Below are 19871 nucleotides of genomic sequence, written 5' to 3'. Positions count from 1 at the left end.
GAGGATTTATATGACATTTTATCAGGAGTTGCAGTTAAATCAGGCAGGTTCTAAAAAACTGTTGAAAAAGAGTGAAACACTAAAAGAAAAATTATATCATATGTGGGTATATCTGGTGAAGATAGCTGTTACAATGGCATTTTGTTTTTTCTTTGTTAGTATTTTCAGCACCCTATTTGGAAATGAGAACAGCATTGTAGGTGTAGTAGTCTTATTATGTCTCATGGTGTTTAGAAATGCGGATTTGGGGATCCACACCGGACAATCTACGATGCTTTTGGCTTTGTTCTTTGTAATTATGACTGTATGTCCGCATTTAGCAAATCAGTTTTCACCGGTATTGGGAATGCTGTTAAATATTGCGGCACTGGCTGTGTTGATTCTGTTCGGATGCCATAATCCACTCATGTTTAATCAATCTACATTGGTTCTTGGGTATCTGCTGCTATATGGTTATGATGTTACGGGAAAAAGCTATCAGATGCGATTAGTCGGAATGGCTTTAGGTGCAGCACTTACCTGCTTCGTATTTTATCGAAATCATAAAAACAGAACTTATAAAAGAAATCTGAAAGATTTGATACAAGAATTTGATATCACTTCTTCCAGAACAAAATGGCAGATATGTCAGATTTTATGCGTACCGATTGTCCTTTGCATTGCAGAACTTTGTAATATGCCACGTGCAATGTGGGCTGGTATTGCGGCCATGTCCGTGATTTTGCCGTTTATGGAAGATATGCACTACAGAGTCCGTAAAAGGATTGTCGGAAATATTGCAGGTGTTATATGTTTTACAGTATTATATTTTCTGCTTCCTTCGTCAATCTATGCATATATAGGAATTCTTGGTGGAATCGGTGTAGGATTTTCAGCACAATATGGCTGGCAGGCAGTATTTAACACATTTGGTGCTTTAGCCATTGCTGCAGAGACTTATGGACTACAAGGAGCGGTTAGTCTTAGAGTGATTCAAAATGTTTTTGGTGTTGTGTTTGCTTTAGCATTTTGTGTTATATTTTATTGGTTTATGTCTAAAAAAAAGGAAAGTGAGGTGACCGTACATGCAGAGTGAAGTGAATCAGGAAGAAAATTTGAATAGAATTATTACGGTTCCTAATCTTCTTTCTTTTTTTCGGCTTTGTCTGATTCCGGTAATTATATGGAGTTATTGTGTAAAGAAAAATCCTCTGTTAGCTGGTGAAATCTTATTGCTGTCTGGTCTTACGGATCTTGCTGATGGATATATCGCAAGAAGATTCCATAGGATTAGTAATTTAGGAAAAATACTTGATCCGGTGGCTGATAAGCTGACACAGGCAGCGATGTTAATCTGTCTGTTTACTCGTTTTCCGCATGTGCTTCTTTTAATCGTAATAATGGCAGGTAAAGAGTTGTATATGGTAGTCAGTGGATGTCTTGTGATACGAAAGACAGGAAAAGTATATGGTGCAGACTGGCATGGAAAGATAGTAACCTTTTTATTATATGGAACTGCAGCGGTGCATATTATATGGTTCCACATTACACCGATGGTATCAGATCTATTGATTGGTTTGTGCGCTATAATGATGGTCATATCGGTCGCTCTGTATATTATCCAGAATACCAGGACTCTTAAGGGAGAGACTGTATAAGCAATTTTATATTGCAATGACTAGAAAAATATTTAGGAGAAGATAGATATAAACAGTAAGTCAAACACACAAACTATGGAGTCTTTAGTCGGTTTAATAAAATTTTAGATTCTCTATTTACCAGGTTCTTCCACAGCTGATTGAACTCTGGGGACTGAATGTAAAAACGGATGTTGAATCTAAAAAAAGTTCGCCCAACTGAGCGTGAAATGACAACCCCATTGTTTCTGCTTCGATGTGTGCAGTTAGGCTTATCGATGGCAGATCTTGATATGCTGTCGATAGGTCTTATCAATGATATGTATGCAGAGAGCAGAAACGATGATTGCAAATATGCAGAACTAGCAACGCAGGAAGATTTCGACAAGTTTTAATGGTAATAATTATTAATAATATGTTATACTCAAATCAGTAAAGAGGTGATTATATGGTTAATAGCCATTTTATTCCTCAACTCATTTTGAGACATTTTTGTGAAGACGAAAAAATCCAGTATTATGATTTGAATTCAGGGAATATAGAGTCCAAGAGTACCAAATCAGTATTTTCCGAAAAAGGGTATTATCCTGAGAATATTGAGAAAGACTTATGTCACAAGATAGAGGTTCAGTTTGCTAATATATTGAACAACAAAATTCTTAAAGAAAACTACAATATTGCTTTAACATCAGAGGACTTATTAACAATAAAGAAGTATTTAATTATTACGACTTTAAGAGTTAAGGATGAAAATATGGAGCATAATCTCTGGTATAAGACCTTAAAAAGAGATGGATTTATTTTTGAGAATGACCCATTTAAGGATATATTCAGTGGTGATTTCTACGAAAACATGAATAAGATTTTAGAATGTCAAAATAAGGAAGAGTTGGTTAGGATAGCAAATAAAGGCGAGAACATGAATCTTTTTAATTATGTGAAAGATGTTGTTTTTTCGTATAATGTATTTGTAAGAACAAACAATAGTAAAGAGGATTTAATTATTACAGATAGAGGATGGGCTGCATATATGGGACCTATTGGTGTAAGAAAGATGAACGCACTAATGCAAAGTGGTCGGATTGAAGATGCTATGTTGCTTCAAATGGTATCACCGCAAGATTATGGTATATTTCCTTTATCAAGGAATATGGCAATAATTACAATGAGTCCTGCATATAAACAGCACTTAAAGGGTTCAGGTACAAGGATAATATATCCGCCACATGCCCCAACTTTATCTGCGTGTTTGGGATTTGGGAGTGAAGATACGATAGAACCACCTACAAATAAATTTTTAAAATCTGGTGCGATGGTGTATCAATATAAAATTAAACAGTTAGTAAAAAGAGATGTTATCTTTTTGAATTCATTGTTACTAGATTATGCGAATCAGTTTTTTGGCTATGCAAATGCAGATAAAGTAAGATCAAGTTTGAAGGAAAAGAATATTGATATTTAGTTGAGAGCATCAATCCTTAAGTGGGTTGGTGCTTTTTCTTGCTCGGAGAAATCCGAGCATTTTTATGTCAAAATTTAGGAGAGAGGAGGTGAGAATTCATGGCAAGCCGTATACAAGGAATTACCGTAGAAATTGGTGGTGATACAACCAAATTACAGAATGCCCTTAAAGGTGTGAATGGACAGATCAAGTCCACCCAGTCGAAGCTGAAGGATGTTAACAAACTGCTGAAACTGGATCCGGGCAATACGGAACTTCTGGCACAAAAACATAAACTGCTTGCTGAGGCCGTTGGTGAAACGAAAGAAAAACTGGCAACCTTAAAGACGGTAGCAGAACAGGCAAATACAGCACTTGCCAATGGAGAAATCTCACAGGAACAGTATGATGCCCTTCAAAGGGAAACCGTAGAGACGGAGCAGGATTTGAAGAACCTTGAAACACAGGCAAATCAGTCAGCTACGGCAGTCCAGAAGATAGCCACAGCCGGAGAAAAGTTAAAGACCACAGGAGATAACATTTCCTCTGCCGGACAGAAACTATTACCCGTTACAGCAGGGGTGACTGCTCTTGGAACCGCATCGGTTACTACGGCTGCCAATTTTGAATCTTCCATGTCACAGGTACAGGCAACAATGGGAATCACAAAAGATTCTATGTCAAAGGTAAACGGTCAGTCAGTGAATACAATGGATACCCTTTCTAAACTGGCAAAGAAGATGGGTGCAGAAACTGCATTCTCTGCATCAGAGTGTGCAGAGGCTCTTAATTATCTGGCTCTTGTAGGATATGACACACAGCAGATCTAGAAGGTTGGTTAGGTTTCCAACATTGACCTTGTGGTAACTTTGGACAGGAAAAGGAAACATAACAAGTAAAAATATCTGTTAATATAAAGAATACTACAGAATAAATTTAAACAGGTTTTACCGACAATGAAATGTTGGTAGAACCTGTTTTCAGTTTTGAGATGACCTGTGTTATAATGAATATTAATTTATTTATAGTTGCAAAAGAAAAAGGAGATGCATAACATGTGGTCTGTGACCAGAATAGATGAAGCAGATTATGGCTGCGAGGAGCGGATGCCCGGGGAACCGCTTCTGGTGCTGGTAACAATCGAAAGTGACGATGGCAGAATGTGCCGGTTTGAGTGTGCGGAGAACTGGCTCCTGCAACAGGGCATAGATGAGGGTGATGAATGGCCGGAGGATATTGAACAGGTGGAAGCGGACAGAGAACAAATTGACCGGATGAGCGAGTGGATGAACAAATACTATGAAGCCGTAGAGGAAATGGAAGACCTGTTTGATGCAGAGTGAATAAGTAAACGAAGAAAGACAGAAAAGAGAGGGCTTACCATGCAGATAATGAATGCAACAGAAGAAGATAAAGATGAACTGCTGGCTTTATACCATGCGATGATCGGGGGACCATGTGAGTGGAGCGAGACATACCCGGATGAGAACACGATCGCATTTGACCTTAAGAATGAAGACCTGTTTGTGATGAAGAACGATGCGGGAGAGATCATTGCGACGATCTCAATCGACCATGACGATGCCGTGGAGTCGCTCACCTGCTGGCATGAGGATCAGGCACCGTCGGGAGAATTGTCCAGACTCTGTGTAAGAAAGGATATGCAGGGACAGGGAATCGCAAAGCAGATGATGAATTATGCCGGTGATGTGTTGAAGAACAGGGGCATGAAAGGAATCCATATTTTGGTTCGGGAAGGCCATGTGGTAGCACTCTCGACATATGCAAAGATCGGGTTTAGAACTGTCGGGGAATGTGATCTGTTTGACAAACATTTCATTTGTATGGAGAAGAAATTCTAAGACAAATTACGGACATAAAAATTATATCAGTCAGGAAATATAGCACTGCGTTCCGGTGTTTGCCGCAACGCCTCAAACTCGCTATTTTCCTGACTTTTTTCCTGATTTTTCTTGTCTGAAACGCTTGTGGAATCAGGTGCTTTTTGATAGAATGACTGCAAATAACTTCCCTGGGGAGGGAAGCAGATGGAGGACAAAATTATGAGGAAAAAATTAGGGATTTTTCTAAGTTTATGGCTGTGTATCAGTATGATATGGTTGCCATTTGCCAGCACACAGGTAAGGGCTGCAGAAACCAACATGGCAACATTGAATTTTATCGGGGCATCTATTGAAAATGGAAAAGCGACCTTTGCTGTTGATGATGCCTATAAAGTAAGGCTGACATTATGTACGAGAGATATTGTTATGGACAGTTACACAAATTGTCCGATCAATGGAAATAACATGCAGATCGATCTGTCAGATAAAGAATATTATCTGAAAGCAACTACCGTTTTGGATGTTTCCTCGCCAGATGACCTGCTTGGAATCTCAAGTGTGAAACTTCAGTTATATATCAATGATGAATCGTATGATATCAGCTCGAATCCTTATGTAAAATTGGATACAAACCGTTTTAGCGGTAATCTGAATTTCAGAATAGAAAAAGTATCAACGCCTCCGAACCCCGGTTACCCGGATGATATTCAGATCATGGGAACCTATGATGGATTTGGAATGGAAATTTATCTGAATTCAGCGAAGATCGGAGCTGAGAGCAGTCAGATACAGGGAACTGGCAAGGGATATGCGTCCGGTGAAATCTATAATCTGCTCAGGATCCAACTGGCATTTGGAGATGGAGATATCGGGACGGTCACAGTAAATGGAAAGGCAATCACATTGCCGGAAGGAACGAAGGATACAGTGGAATTCACGATTGCGCCTGCCAGTGAATATGTGATCAAAGTTACAAAGAAGCCGACGATCATACCAAGAACTATTATATGGGCCAAAGATAAAACAGGTAATAATGGATTGAAAGATTATGAGCTGTTAAAGAATGGAACGCTTGAGATCCTTGAGATCAAAAATCCGGACGGAACATCGATTGGTTTAGATGGTGTTGAGCAGGACACCAATTATGGATGGGCAAGTGTTATACCGGGTTCAGAAATTATTCTCCGGGCAGTACCGGAATATGGATATCAGCTTGGATCGATAACGATAAATGGTCAGTCTTTAACGCCTTTGTCAGATGCATCTACATTTTCATATACAATGCCGGATGAAAATGTACATATCAGCGGCATATTTACAAAGGCAGAAGATCAGGTAGAGCTTAAGACAGATAAAGTGAAAAAAGCATTGATCCAGCTTGCAGAAAATGAGATCACGTCAGGAAACAATAGACTGACGATCAAGGATGCAGTTCTCACACAGCAACAGCTTGAGGCTTTTAAAAAGGCAGCAGGTGATTATCACATCACCGGGTATTTTGATATCAAGCTGGCACAGATCCTGTATAAGAATACAGTAGCAAATTTGTGGGTAAATAATATAGAGACATTGAAGAAACCGGCAAAGGTATCCCTTCAGATAGAAGCCGACTGGGAACCTGCAAACAGTGAGCTGGCAGTTATTCATGAGAAAAAGGATGGAACCTATGAGATTATTCCTGCTTCTTTTGATGTGGCAACTAAAATGGTGATGTTCCAGACAGATGGATTTTCAAATTATGCAATCGCATATAAGAAGGTTGAGACGACAACAGAGGATCAGACAGGAGCAACGACTGAGGATCCATCGGAGGATACGACCGGGGATGTAACAGAAGCTTCAACAGAAGAAACAACAGAACCGGAAACAGAGACCACAACCGGAGAGACAACAGAAGTTACGACGGAAAATTCTTCAGAGGGCACAACAACAGACCGTACAGAAGATGGAACAGGCAGCACGACACAGAGTGGTGATGGAGATACAACAGAAGTGAAAAAAGATGATAAGACAGCATCACCCAAGACAGGAGATGATATGAATCTGGCTGTGCTTTATATTCTGCTTGCAGTATCAGGAATGGGATGTCTGTATACGATCCGAAAACGGTAATCTGGTATTGGTAACAGGTATAGTAGTAGTTCTCTTATTTGAAAAATAATGTAGAACAAATTATGTAAATAATCTTGACTTTTATAAAATAACAGCGTTATAATAACACTGTTATTTTATATTGCATATAAATGCAAATACTGATCAAGGTGTGGTTTATGAGAAAAGAATCAGAAGGTGTAACGGAAAATTTACTTGTCAGTGCCAGAAAGGAATTCTTACAATATGGATTCCGTGATGCCAGCCTGCGGAGAATATCGGCAGACAGTGGTGTCAGCACGAATTCGATCTATACAAGATTTGGTGACAAGAGCGGATTGTTTACGGCAATTGTAAAAGAAGCCGCAGATGAGTTAATGGCGATTTATTCTGACAGCATAAAGAAAGCAGGAGAAGCGACAGATATCAGCCGGGCGGAGGATGCCGGAGATGAAGGAACGGATCTTGTACTGGAATATATTTACAGACATCAGGAAGAATTCAAACTGATCTTCTGCTGTTCGGCGGGAACAGAATATGAGACATATTTTGACAGGCTTGCGGCAAAGGAAGAATACTATTATAAACAGTTTGTGAAGCAGTTTTCGGATGGAGGACATCCGATAGATGATTTTTTTATCCATGTATATTGCAGGAACGGATGGCAGTATGTGTATGAACTCATCACACATGATAAGAGCTATGAAGAGGCAAAAGAATTTATGGCAAATGTCAGAGCATTTAACTATGCGGGCTGGCAGGCGGTGATCGGAATGAAGTTCTGATAATAGGGACTGTTGCATGAAATACAACATGCATCAGTCCTATAAAAATAAATATAGGTTAGCAAATACTAACTTTAGTAATAGGAGGTTAACTATGAAAGAAAAGAAACAAAGCGCATTTTCCAGACTCATGGGCATAGCAGGAGGGCATAAGTATTTTACCTATGCGTCCTGTGTTCTTGCGATCCTTTCTGCTTGGATCGCATTGATACCATTTTATGATATTTATCATTGCACATAGAATGCGTACGGTAGATGGTGTTGATAAGATCGTTGTGTTGAAGGATGGCGTAGTTGCGGAGCAGGGGACACCTGCGGACCTGAAAGTCAGGAACGGCATCTACAAGCATATGGTTGACCTCCAGTTACAGTCTGAGCAGTGGAAATACCAGTAGAGTGGTAGTATAAAAAATCAGGGGTTGGAGTGTATATATCTTTATTTCGCAGAGCACTTTCGTTCGATCATCATGTAACGGTACTAAGCTCCCACTTAACAGCGGATCGCTAAGGACCGACATTCTGATAGGTCTGCTACATAAAATATATATACTCCAACCCCTGATTTTTTTTACCATACCAATCGGTGGTATTTCCACTGCTCTATGTTAGTTTTGGTTTGAATGAGAATGAGTTGCAGTTTGGGTTAAAATAGGGTATGTTGAATATAGAATCGTGCAAAATATAGAGTAATGCAGAAATTTTGAATAAGAGAATGTATAATAAATTACAGGGCTACAGGAGGTTGGCGATTATGGCGAAGATTGATACCAGGGAGATACAGATACCATCGATATTAAAGGTGGAGAAAGATCTGCTCAGACGGATCGGGGGTTATCTTGCAGATGAGGGAATCTACAAGGTTGTGATCCTGTTTGGCAATGGGTTGATTGATATGTTTGGACATACGGTGATGGAGGGTATGTCAGACAGCGGTGTTGAGGTACTCCAATATATGGAGATGGATACCGTTCGGATCGACGATCTGGTGCAGCTTGCATTTTCATTCCCGAATACAGCACAGGCAGTGCTTGGTATCGGAGGCGGTAAGGTGGTTGATGCGGCCAAATATTGTGGCTTCTTAAGAAAACTGCCATTCATCAGTGTGCCGACATCGGCATCCAGTGATGGATTTTCCAGTGCCAGCGCATCTCTGATCGTGGAGGGACGACGCAAATCCGTACCGGCAGGGATCGCATATGGAATCTTTGCAGATATCGATGTGATAAAGGGGGCACCGGAGGCATTTCTGTTTTCCGGTATCGGTGATATGGTATCGAAGATCACGGCACTTTATGACTGGAATTTTGAAGAAGCACATGGACATGGTTCGGTAAATGACTTTGCGATGATGATATCGAAGAAGGCGGTCAACAGCTTTGTGCGGACACCGTTTAAAGACATTCACGATGAACGGTTTATCAAAGAACTATTAGATTCTCTTGCCATGAGCGGTGTGGCAAATGAGATTGCAGGAGACAGTGCGCCGACCAGTGGAAGTGAGCATCTGATATCACATGCATTGGATCAGATGTTGGAACGTCCGCAGCTTCATGGTATTCAGGTCGGAGTTGCAACATATCTGATGAGTGTTGTTCAGGATCACAGATATGAGCGGATCAATACGGTATTTACAGATACCGGATTCTGGGATTATGTGAAGACAGTCGGTATGAAGCGGGAAGATTTCATCCGTGCGATCGAAAAAGCACCGGCTATAAAACCATTCCGGTATACTTATCTTCACGAAGAACAGTACCGAAAGAAAGCGATAGAAGTATTGCAGTCAGACACGAAGCTGTCAGAGGTTTTACAGGCATAATTTGTGTCAGGGACGGATAAGCGAAGGAGGGAACAGTATGACATACGAACATTTTTTAGAGGAATACAGACGAAAACTCCGCACACCGGAGGAAGCGGTTTCCGTTGTAAAAGATGGTGACTGGGTGGATTATACCTGTTCACTTGGAAAGCCGGAGATCCTGGATCGTGCATTGGCGAAACGTAGAGACGAGCTGTTTGATGTTAAGATCCGTGGTAATCTGATCTCAGGACCGATCGCAGTTGCAGAATGTGATGAGAGTCAGGAGCATTTTACTTATCACAGCTGGCATTGTTCAGCATATGAGCGGTCGTTATGCGATCGTGGACTCTGTTATTATATTCCGATGGTATTTCATAATAATGCAGCATATTATGAGTATTTTCTTAAGGTAAATGTAGTTATGCTCAGTGTGTCACCGATGGATCGGCATGGATATTTTAATTATTCGGTCAATACCGGAGTGGCAGCACCAATCGTGCGTGCGGCAGATATCGTGATCGTAGAGATCAATGAGAATCTTCCGAAGGTTCGCGGCGGTTATGATGAGTGTATCCATATTTCGGATATTGATTATATCGTGGAAGGAGAGCATGAACCGTATCCGGATATGCTGATGCCGGAGCCGACTGCAGTTGATCGTAAGATTGCGGAACTGATCATTCCTTATATCGTGGATGGAGCAACCCTGCAGATCGGTATTGGAAGTATGCCGAATGCACTGGGTGATATCATTGCGGAGTCTGATCTGAAGGATCTTGGTATGCATACGGAGCTTTGCAGTGATGCATATCTGAAAATGTATCTGGCGGGAAAGCTCACGAACAAATACAAGCAGATCGATCGCGGAAAAGGAGTATTTGGTTGTGCGGTCGGAAGCAAGAACCTATATGATTGGATTGACGATAATCCGGGAGTTGCGGCATATCCGTTAGAGTACGTGAATCGTCCCGGAGTGATCGGTGAGATTGATAACATGGTTTCCATCAATAGCTGTGTTGCTGTTGATCTGTATGGTCAGGTGGCAGCGGAGAGTGCAGGTGTCAGACAGATATCCGGAACCGGTGGACAGCTGGATTTCCTCGTTGGTGCATCTGCATCTAAGGGAGGTAAAGCATTTATCTGCATGAGTTCTGTGTACAAGGACAGTAAAGGGGTGGTTCATTCAAGAATTCATCCACAGTTTAATGGAGATATCGTTACTTCTCCAAGAAGTCAGGTTTATTTTCTGGCAACAGAATATGGGGTTGTGAATCTGGAAGGCCGTTCAACATGGGAGCGGGCAGAGGCTCTGGTATCGATCGCACACCCTGATTTCAGAGATGAATTGATCAGGGAAGCGGAAGCAAGAAAGATTTGGCGGAGATCCGGCCGGAGATAGACGACGGATGGTGAAATTGATATATGTCATATATCAGATGGTTGATAACAGGGGGGCTAACTTAGAAGAAAGGCGAAGATAATGGTTGTGCATAGCTCCACTTTTCTTTTATAATGGCAGTATAATAATATACAGATATAAGAGGCAGAGATGAAGATAACATTAGCGGCTACATTACGTCATTATGATAAGAAAAATTTCATAAAGGATCTTCTTGCAGGTATTATTATCATGGCAGTATCCATTCCGATCTCCATGGGATATGCGCAGATTGCCGGACTTCCTGCGGTCTATGGACTGTATGGTTCGGTATTTCCAATCTTGATATTTGCCCTGTTCTCGACATCGCCTCAGTTTATTTTTGGAGTGGATGCAGCTCCGGCAGCCCTCATTGGGTCAGCGCTGTTAAGCCTTCATATAGAGAGTGGATCAGAGGAGGCAATGGCGGTAGTTCCGGTACTGACCTTCTTTGTGGCATTGTGGCTTCTGGCGTTTTATATTATGAAAGCAGGGAAACTGGTCAACTATATATCGGCACCGGTTATGGGCGGATTCATTACCGGAATCTGTACGACTATTATACTAATGCAGGTACCGAAGCTGATGGGAGGATCGGCAGGAACCGGAGAGTTTTTTGAGCTGGCAGAACATATTATAAAGACAGCCAAAGATATCAATTGGCAGTCGGTGGTACTGGGACTTGCGGCTCTTGTGCTATTGCTGATATGTAAGAAGCTGATCCCAAAATTCCCGATGGCGGTTCTTTTGATGATAGCCGGGGCAGGCATGACATACCTGCTTCCTATAGAGGACTGGGGTGTACAGACACTTGCATCTGTTGATACCGGACTCCCACGCTGGACGGTTCCGGATTTTAGTGTGATATCGATCCGTGAGGCTGTAACGATCAGCCTGTCGGTAGCAGTCGTTATAATGGCGGAGACACTTCTGGCGGAGAATAATTTTGCGCAGAAGAATGGTTACCGGATCAATGATAACCAGGAGATTCTGGCATTTTCAATGGGGAATTTCCTTGCGGCATTTACCGGTTGTTGTCCGATCAATGGCTCGGTATCAAGAACGGCAATGGGAGAACAGTATCAGGCAAAGACACAGCTTACCGGTATCATAGCAGGTCTTTCCATGATCGTTGTTCTGGTCTGTGCAACCGGATTTATCGGTTATCTTCCGGTTCCTGTGCTTACAGCCATTGTGATATCAGCGTTGCTTGGAGCAACGGAATTTGATCTTGCGGCAAGACTCTTTAAAGTCAGCCGTACAGAATGCCTGATCTTTTTCGGGGCATTCTTTGGTGTGCTGTTACTTGGCACGATCAACGGTGTATTGATCGGCATTCTTCTTTCGTTTACAGAGATGATCATACGGACAGCCAAGCCTGCAAGATGTTTCCTTGGAATCCAGCCGGGTCATAAGCATTTCCGGGATCTGAAGGAGAGCAGCCAGATCCATGCAATCTCCGGTGTACTGATCTATCGGTTCAGCAGCAATCTGTTCTTTGCGAATATACAGATCCTCCAGAGAGATATTGAAGATCATATCACGCCTGAGACAAAGGCGGTTATCATAGATGCCAGTGGAATCGGCAGTATCGATATAACAGCGGCTGACAGGATCGCCATGTTATATCAGTCGTTAAAGGATAAGGGAATCCGTTTCTACATGACAGAACATATCGCAGATGTGAATGAACAGCTGCGTAAGCTGGGACTTGGTTATCTGATTGAGGAAGGCTGTGTCAGACGAACAGTACATATTGCCTTAAAGGATATGGGAATTAAGCGACCATATCCATTAGAGGGTGATGTAGACAATCAGCCGAGAAGTGCGTCCAGAAAGCGTGCAGATAACAGGGTTCAGGAATTTGTCTGGGCGTTTGGAGCGGAGAGTGAAGATGAGATAGAGAAGCAGATCAGACTTCAGATCGAGCATTTGAAACAGACCGGAGATGTTGATGAGCTTTTGCATGGAAGCTGGTCACATATGGAAGCTATGGATGAGGATGAGTGGTTAGAGCATCTGGAAGAGCATCTGAAGGAGATCGTTCATATATCAGGTAAGGATGAGAAAACGATTGCCAGACGCTTCGAGGAGCATCGTAGAGAGATCCATGACCGTATTGCAAAGGAACATCCGGAGCTTGCGGAGAAGTTTAAAGAACGAAGACATTTGCTGGATGAGCATTTGAAAGAAAAACATCCTGAGGTTTATGAGTTGGTCGTAAAACTCCGGGAGAAAGATAATTAATAAAAATAACAAAATAATAATTCTGTCATATATTGTACTATACCTGAATATAAGAAAGGAAGAGAGCAATTTATGGCACAGTTTACCAATCAGGCACAGCTTCGCTATGGTAATTCCATAGCAAATTCCAATATAGCAGTCGGAGAACTGCTGGAGGTATTGTCAGCAAGCAAGACCGCAGTCAGAAAGACATATGGTCAGAATGATACCGTAACGTATATTATAACGGTTGTAAATTCCGGTACGACTGCATTTAATGGTCTGACAGTTACAGATAATCTGGGCGCATACACATTTGGAACAGAAACACTGACTCCGCTCACTTATATGGCTGATAGTGTGAAATATTATGTAAATGGAGTGCTTCAGTCAACACCGGTTGTTGTTGCAGAACCATCACTTGCAATTTCAGGACTGACAGTTCCTGCAGGGGGCAATATCACAGTTGCTTATGAGACAGAGGTGAATGCATTTGCACCGATGGATGCAGCAGGAACGATCACGAATACAGCAGTTGTATCCGGTGGTGGCATTACTCCGATCACGGTAACAGAGACGATCGGTACAGAGAGTACGCCGATCCTTACAATCACGAAGTCTGTAAGTCCGGTTCCTGTAACAGAAAACGGAACATTGACCTATACTTTCCTGATCCAGAATGCAGGAAGTGCACCGGCAGATATCGGAACCGATGCAGTGATAGTGGATACCTTTAATCCGCTTTTGTCAAACCTTGCAGTATCCTTTAATGGAACGGCATGGGCAGAGACAACAAACTATACCTATGATGAGACAACAGGAGTGTTTACAACGATTGCGGGTCAGATCACAGTTCCGGCTGCAACCTATACACAGAATCCGGCTACCGGTGTATGGACGGCGGATCCGGGTGTCAGTACATTGGTTGTAAAAGGTACGATCTAGGGATTTTCTGTATGCAGAATTGCGTTGAGCAGACAGACGAAAGTCTGTAGTGACATTATATAATATTGTAAGACTACAAAGGCGGCTGCTTCTTTGACCTGTAAGAAGCAGCCGCCTGTCTATAAATTACCCCTCATATGAATAAAGTTAACATCAAATGATGTAACAATAAAAACAATTAAATATTACCATGCTGATGTACAAAAAACCAGAAGTGGCATTTATAAAGTTGAATCTGCCACTCGATTTTCATTTTCAGAAATCAGCTTTTGTATCTCATTTCTGATAAGGGTATTATCTAAAACATAATCTTCAAAATCTACCGAGTGAAAGGTATAGGTTAAAGCATGAATAATATCCGGATCAGATACACAGATAATAAAATCCAGTTCTTTATTTGGAACAAGCAGGGCGTACTGATCCGTATATAAAAGAAATGCCCAGTTATCCGATACCGGAATTTTTTCGGTATCAAGGACAAAGAGGTTCCGGTCAAGCCGTGCTTTTAACTGTTCCAGAGCATTGATAATATCCGGCGTATCTGCTTCCACATAGAACCCGGATTCGTAAATCACATGATTTCTTGCAAATTCCCGGATGCCGTCCAGTGTGATGCCCTCACTGGCATTCATTTGCTGCATGAAATGAAAATGCTGTTTTAGGGTTTCCTTGAATTCTTCAGGAACATATTTCTCAACCAGATCATCGGTCACCATCAGGCAGGCACCGGGATGCTTCTGGATAAAGATCACTTCTTCTGCAGGAATGGATCTTGCCTGAAACTGTGGAAGCTCCTTCTGGCTGAAGCTGGAAAGAAATGGTTTCGCATGGTCAAATACGGAAGCAAATTCTTTACGCATAAATCCGATAAGGCTCGGATCGGTCAACAGACAGCCTTTGTTGGCATCGGCATTTAGCAGGAGACTGGCATCATCCGTTATGATATAGAACGGGAAAAGTACACCGGAGTTCTTGCTGACTTTTTGTTCATTGGAATAATAGTAAATGTTATAGGTGATGTTGGTCCCCTTTGTAAGAATCGATTCTAACAGAGTGGCAAATCCGTCCAGTTTTTCAGTGATGTCATCCGGATTTTTTGTTTGGAAATGCAGTATCTGGGAAATTGTTGCATTTTGAAATTTCCCAGAAGTGATAAGTGAGTGAATGTTGGAAAACAGTTTGATCCGTGATGACAGGTCGAACGGAAGTGATACCTGTAAGTGATTGTTTTCTTTTTTGCTGGCGTGTATTAAGAATTTAGTCAGACCACAGATGATCTCATCCGTGGAGTGATAAAGTATAGTTCCTGTGGTAGCCTGTGACTGATCTGTATCAATCGGATTATCAGGTAGTTTATTTTGTAATTCCTGTGAGCGGGAAGGTGTCTGGTTGTTAGATGCATTGGTATCTATATATGGAGAACCAATCACCCTCAGACATTTCTCTGTGAATTTCAGGTAATGATAATTGGTCTCGCCCAGCCGTTCCAGATAAAAGGCATCATATAAAGCCATCTCATCGGTAGCAGATATATCAAGCTGGCGGATAATACTTGTAATCTGATCTTTTGTGGGAATACGTTTGCCGCTCAAGATCTGATAGAAGCTTGAACGGTCGATCCCGGTTTCATTGATCAGAGAATTTTTCGTTACGGATTGTGAATCGATGATTGAATTTAATAATGAATGAAATGACATGCAGTTATACCGGCAATAACTTTAGATTAGTAAAACATGGAAGTAAATATGTAATGTTAAGCCGATCTTCCTCCTAACAATAGTATTTACATCTGTATAGTTTAACTGAAAACGTAATATGTGTCAACATCATTGCGTGCAACAAGAGAAGACAAGTGTAGTTTTCTACTGATTCAACAAGAGCTGGGAGTATAAATCATACTGCATATTTGTTGGCTATAAGAAAAACTTATAGCCAGTCAAATATATATCCTATAACTTAAATAGGATATAATGGTTGACAACCGGAAAAACGGACGCTATAATCATGAAACATGAAAGGAACAAAACAGATAAAACATATCAATATAGTATGAAAAGTTCCTGAGAATAAATCACAGAGAATTTACAAGGAGGATAAGCATATGGGCTCAGAAAGAATCATGACAACTGCAAAGAACAATATGTGTTGCTGCCGGATGATGTGTGATTGTATGGCGTTTATTTCATATGCTTTGAACACCTGATTTGTTAGATATGTAGTATTGTTTATCATATAACAAAGGGCAGTTGTCATAAGCATATGATGACTGCCTTTTGTTATGCGGCAGGATGGTATCTATTACATGGATAAAGTAGAAGACTGTCTGATTTATAATAGGAAAAGAACTTGAAAGGGGAGAACAATATGGCAATTATTCAGATCGAGCATGTGTCGAAGACGTTTCAGACCAAAGACGGAACGATCGATGCTTTAAAGGATGTATCACTGAATATTGAAGCTGGCGACATTTATGGAATCATCGGAATGTCCGGTGCAGGGAAAAGTACTCTGGTACGATGTATCAATCATATAGAAGTGCCGACATCGGGAACGGTTGTGGTACAGGATAAGGAGCTTGGAGATCTGTCAGATAAAGAGCTTCGTAAACAGAGAGAACATATCGGTATGATCTTCCAGCATTTTAATCTGCTGATGCAGAAATCGGTTCTTGATAATGTATGTTTTCCACTGTTCATTCAGGGAAAATCAAAGGCAGAGGCGAGAAAGAAAGCATATGAACTGTTAGAAATCGTTGGTTTGCGGGATCGTGCAAAAGCATATCCTTCACAGTTGTCCGGTGGGCAGAAGCAGAGAGTTGCGATTGCAAGAGCACTTGCATCCGATCCGCAGATCCTGCTTTGTGATGAGGCAACCAGTGCACTTGATCCACAGACGACATCGTCGATTCTGGAACTGTTAAAGGATATCAACCAGAGATTTGGAATCACGATCGTTGTGATCACTCACCAGATGGCAGTTGTCCGTGAAATCTGTAATCAGGTAGCGATCATGAAGGATGGTCAGGTCGTTGAGCATGGCAGAACGATTGATATCTTTAATCATCCAAAGTCCGAAGTAGCCAGAGAGCTGTTACAGAAGGACGAAGGAAATGCCACAGAGCCGAAGTCATTAAAGACAACTGACCGCATAAAGAATGGAACCAGAATCCGAATCGTATACACGGAGAATTCAGCATTTGAACCGGTAATTGCAAATATGATCCTGACATTTAAGGAGCCGGTCAATATCTTAAAAGCAGCGACAAAGAATGTCGGAGGAGTGGCGAAGGGTGAAATGATACTTGAGCTTCCGAAGGGTTCAACAAATGTTGCAGCGATGGAACAGTACCTGAAAGAACGGGGACTGGAGCTTGAAGAATTAAGTAACAATGTGAATGGAGGTGAGGAACATGTGGACGGAACAAATTAGAGAAATGATCTTAAATGGTATCTTAGAGACACTTTATATGACTGTTGTTTCTACATTGTTTGGATATGTATTCGGACTTCCGATGGGCGTGCTCCTCTGTATCAGCGATAAAGACGGACTGAAACCGCATCCGGTTTTGTATAAGATTCTTGATTTTATCGCAAATATCGTTCGAAGCGTACCATTCCTGATCCTGTTGATCTTATTGATCCCATTTACCAGATTTCTTCTTGGTAAGAGTTACGGATCAACAGCAACGATCGTACCGCTTACGGTAGCAGCTATTCCGTTTATCGCAAGAATGGTAGAGTCATCCTTGAAGGAAGTTGACAACGGAGTTGTTGAGGCTGCCCGTGCAATGGGTGCGGGAACGATGCGGATCATCCTTCGTGTGCTCCTTGTAGAGGCAAGAACATCGCTGATCACCGGAGCAACGATCGCGATCGGAACCATCCTTGGTTATTCTGCGATGGCAGGCGCAGTCGGAGGTGGTGGACTTGGTGATATCGCAGTCCGCTATGGATATTATAGATACCAGACAGATATCATGATCGTGACAGTTATCTTACTGATCGTGATCGTTCAGATCTTCCAGTCAGTCGGAATGCTGATCGCAAACCGATTAGACCGGAGAAAATCATAATCAGATAAACCCTGACCATGACAGCCGGATCAGTACCGGAGTGTTATTGGCGGTTTACAAACAGATGTCAGGAAAGTGCACACCGGGCATCCGATATATAAAAATGAAAAGAAAAAATAAAGAAAGAGAGGAATCTTCCATGAAAAAGACATTTAAGAAATTATTAGCACTTACATTAACAGGCGTATTAGTAGCAGGAGCCCTTTCAGGCTGCGGCAAGAAAGAAGATAAAGACAGCAAAACAGATTCAAAGACAATTACGATTGCAGCATCTGCAACACCACATGCTGAGATTCTTGAGTATGCAAAGACAGCATTAAAGGAAAAAGGATATGATCTTCAGGTTACAGTATTTGATGATTATGTAAAGCCAAATGAGGTTGTAGAAAGCGGCGAGTTCGATGCAAACTACTTCCAGCATGTTCCATACCTTGAGAGCTTCAATGAAGAAAAAGGTACACACCTTGTAGTTGCAGGCAAGATCCACTATGAGCCATTCGGTATCTATCCGGGTACAAAGAAAAGCTTAGACGAGATCGCTGATGGTGATTCTATCGCAGTTCCGAATGATACAACAAATGAAGCAAGAGCCCTTCTGTTATTACAGGACAACGGAATCATCAAGTTAAAAGATGGCGCAGGTATCAATGCAACTGTTAATGATATCGAAGAAAACCCACACAATGTAGAAATCGTTGAACTTGAGGCAGCACAGGTTGCCAGAGTTGTAAACGAGACAGCGTATGTCGTTTTAAATGGTAACTATGCACTTGCAGCAGGCTTCTCAGTAGGAAAAGATGCTCTTGCATATGAGCAGAATGATTCAGAAGCAGCTAAGACCTATGTAAACGTTATCGCTGTTAAGGAAGGCAACGAAAACAACGAAGCAATCAAGGCACTCGTTGACGTATTAAAGTCTGACGACGTAAAGAACTACATCAAAGAAACTTACGATGGAGCAGTTCTTCCTTACGAAGAGTAAGCCGCTCGCATCCCGTAATAAAATACCCTGAGACAGATATGGTGAAAAACTCATTTCGTATTCTATAAAGTTCGTGCACTGATTTGTCAGCAGTCGCCCTAACTCACCCTGACGGGTTCAGACAAGGGCTTGGTGCTGACAGTTAGCACAAACTTTATCACGAATACTACATGAATGTTTTTCACCATATCTGTTTCAGGGCTTTTTTATTACGGGATGCTAGTTGCATTTCAGCCATGTGAGCTGAATAGAATATGTGATGTTTCCTTCTTAGCTGCCTAATGGCTTTTTTGTATCATAAATTGTTGTGCTGCATTTCTACTTCCTGTAAGGAAGAGCTGCAGTTAGTAATAATAGACATAGGCAAAGCTTTACGGTGTTAGTTGGTATATACTTTAGAGCACAGACTTTAAGGAATGTATTTGCGATATTCACTTCAATTTCGTGGTTGTGAGATGCTGGTCCGTTGGTCTTTCTTGCGAGAAACAGAAAACTATAATAACAATACAAACAAGAAAAAGGAATTAGGCAAATAAGAAGAAAAATGTTCATAGTATTTTTGTAATGAAGCTTGCGCTAACTGTCAGCACCAAGCCCTTGTCTGAACCCTTTAGGGTGAGTTAGGGCGACTGCTGACAAATCAGTGCGCAA

18 protein-coding genes and 1 pseudogene are annotated in these 19871 nt (G+C 41.5%); 18 read left to right on the top strand and 1 reads right to left on the bottom strand.

All coding sequences use genetic code 11. The features are described 5' to 3' along the window. The first annotated feature begins 10 nt into the window (after positions 1–10). The 15 genes and pseudogenes from DWW43_RS04460 to DWW43_RS04400 all read left to right on the top strand — a co-directional run bounded on the left by DWW43_RS04460 (position 11) and on the right by DWW43_RS04400 (position 14166). The gene (locus DWW43_RS04460) at positions 11–1075 is read left to right on the top strand and encodes an FUSC family protein (protein ID WP_117785758.1); all 1065 of its coding nucleotides are present in this window, start codon (positions 11–13) and stop codon (positions 1073–1075) included. Further along, complete coding sequence (locus DWW43_RS04455) at positions 1065–1637, top strand: CDP-alcohol phosphatidyltransferase family protein (RefSeq protein WP_008402118.1); 573 nt, start codon at positions 1065–1067, stop codon at positions 1635–1637. The genes DWW43_RS04460 and DWW43_RS04455 overlap by 11 nt, the downstream gene beginning before the upstream one ends. Positions 1638–1807: 170 nt before the next feature. Continuing rightward, positions 1808–2011, top strand: a complete 204-nt coding sequence (locus DWW43_RS12080; RefSeq protein ID WP_008402119.1) for a hypothetical protein — start codon at positions 1808–1810, stop codon at positions 2009–2011. Positions 2012–2064: 53 nt separating this feature from the next. Further along, positions 2065–3078 (top strand): DUF4238 domain-containing protein, encoded by a 1014-nt coding sequence (locus DWW43_RS04450; protein ID WP_008402120.1) that lies wholly within the window; start codon positions 2065–2067, stop codon positions 3076–3078. A gap of 98 nt (positions 3079–3176) precedes the next feature. Next, complete coding sequence (locus DWW43_RS04445) at positions 3177–3887, top strand: phage tail tape measure protein (protein ID WP_008402121.1); 711 nt, start codon at positions 3177–3179, stop codon at positions 3885–3887. Between the two features lie 225 nt (positions 3888–4112). Continuing rightward, positions 4113–4400, top strand: coding sequence for a hypothetical protein (locus DWW43_RS04440; protein ID WP_021943411.1), 288 nt, complete (start codon positions 4113–4115; stop codon positions 4398–4400). A gap of 39 nt (positions 4401–4439) precedes the next feature. Next, positions 4440–4919 carry a GNAT family N-acetyltransferase gene (locus DWW43_RS04435; RefSeq protein WP_008402123.1) on the top strand — a complete coding sequence of 160 codons (480 nt, stop codon included), beginning with the start codon at positions 4440–4442 and terminating at the stop codon, positions 4917–4919. Between the two features lie 201 nt (positions 4920–5120). Further along, positions 5121–7013 carry a hypothetical protein gene (locus DWW43_RS04430; protein ID WP_133302396.1) on the top strand — a complete coding sequence of 631 codons (1893 nt, stop codon included), beginning with the start codon at positions 5121–5123 and terminating at the stop codon, positions 7011–7013. Between the two features lie 158 nt (positions 7014–7171). Beyond that, the gene (locus DWW43_RS04425) at positions 7172–7777 is read left to right on the top strand and encodes a TetR/AcrR family transcriptional regulator (RefSeq protein WP_243104392.1); all 606 of its coding nucleotides are present in this window, start codon (positions 7172–7174) and stop codon (positions 7775–7777) included. A gap of 94 nt (positions 7778–7871) precedes the next feature. After that, positions 7872–8018: a hypothetical protein gene (locus DWW43_RS12075; RefSeq protein WP_165853014.1), complete on the top strand. Its 147-nt coding sequence runs from the start codon at positions 7872–7874 to the stop codon at positions 8016–8018. Beyond that, positions 7999–8172 (top strand): annotated as a pseudogene (locus DWW43_RS04420) (ABC transporter); the annotation flags it as partial. The gene DWW43_RS12075 and the pseudogene DWW43_RS04420, both read left to right, overlap by 20 nt. Before the next feature lie 356 nt (positions 8173–8528). Then, the gene (locus tag DWW43_RS04415) at positions 8529–9596 is read left to right on the top strand and encodes an iron-containing alcohol dehydrogenase family protein (RefSeq protein WP_192919814.1); all 1068 of its coding nucleotides are present in this window, start codon (positions 8529–8531) and stop codon (positions 9594–9596) included. Positions 9597–9633: 37 nt separating this feature from the next. Beyond that, positions 9634–10977: an acetyl-CoA hydrolase/transferase C-terminal domain-containing protein gene (locus DWW43_RS04410; RefSeq protein WP_008402129.1), complete on the top strand. Its 1344-nt coding sequence runs from the start codon at positions 9634–9636 to the stop codon at positions 10975–10977. Positions 10978–11127: 150 nt separating this feature from the next. Continuing rightward, on the top strand, positions 11128–13242 hold the full coding sequence (locus DWW43_RS04405; RefSeq protein ID WP_119962838.1) for a SulP family inorganic anion transporter: 2115 nt from the start codon (positions 11128–11130) through the stop codon (positions 13240–13242). A gap of 72 nt (positions 13243–13314) precedes the next feature. Next, positions 13315–14166 carry a DUF11 domain-containing protein gene (locus tag DWW43_RS04400; RefSeq protein ID WP_119962837.1) on the top strand — a complete coding sequence of 284 codons (852 nt, stop codon included), beginning with the start codon at positions 13315–13317 and terminating at the stop codon, positions 14164–14166. A 221-nt stretch (positions 14167–14387) separates the two neighbouring features. On the opposite strand, the gene DWW43_RS04395 is transcribed toward DWW43_RS04400, so the two are convergent. Continuing rightward, entirely contained in the window at positions 14388–15863 is a 1476-nt protein-coding gene (locus DWW43_RS04395; RefSeq protein WP_119962836.1) for a hypothetical protein, read from the bottom strand. Between the two features lie 667 nt (positions 15864–16530). Between DWW43_RS04395 and DWW43_RS04390 the strand changes: the two genes are divergently transcribed. From DWW43_RS04390 to DWW43_RS04380, 3 genes are all read left to right on the top strand, one after another. Next, complete coding sequence (locus DWW43_RS04390; RefSeq protein WP_119962835.1) at positions 16531–17595, top strand: ATP-binding cassette domain-containing protein; 1065 nt, start codon at positions 16531–16533, stop codon at positions 17593–17595. Then, complete coding sequence (locus tag DWW43_RS04385; protein ID WP_008402135.1) at positions 17576–18238, top strand: methionine ABC transporter permease; 663 nt, start codon at positions 17576–17578, stop codon at positions 18236–18238. The genes DWW43_RS04390 and DWW43_RS04385 overlap by 20 nt, the downstream gene beginning before the upstream one ends. A gap of 139 nt (positions 18239–18377) precedes the next feature. Beyond that, positions 18378–19220: a MetQ/NlpA family ABC transporter substrate-binding protein gene (locus tag DWW43_RS04380; protein WP_044945817.1), complete on the top strand. Its 843-nt coding sequence runs from the start codon at positions 18378–18380 to the stop codon at positions 19218–19220. The last annotated feature ends 651 nt before the right edge of the window (positions 19221–19871 follow it).

The organism is Clostridium sp. AF15-41, assembly GCF_003604095.1.
GTDB lineage: Bacteria > Bacillota > Clostridia > Lachnospirales > Lachnospiraceae > Coprococcus.
The sequence above is the reverse complement of the archived record's forward strand: the minus strand, read 5'-3'. Positions and strand labels throughout refer to the sequence as shown.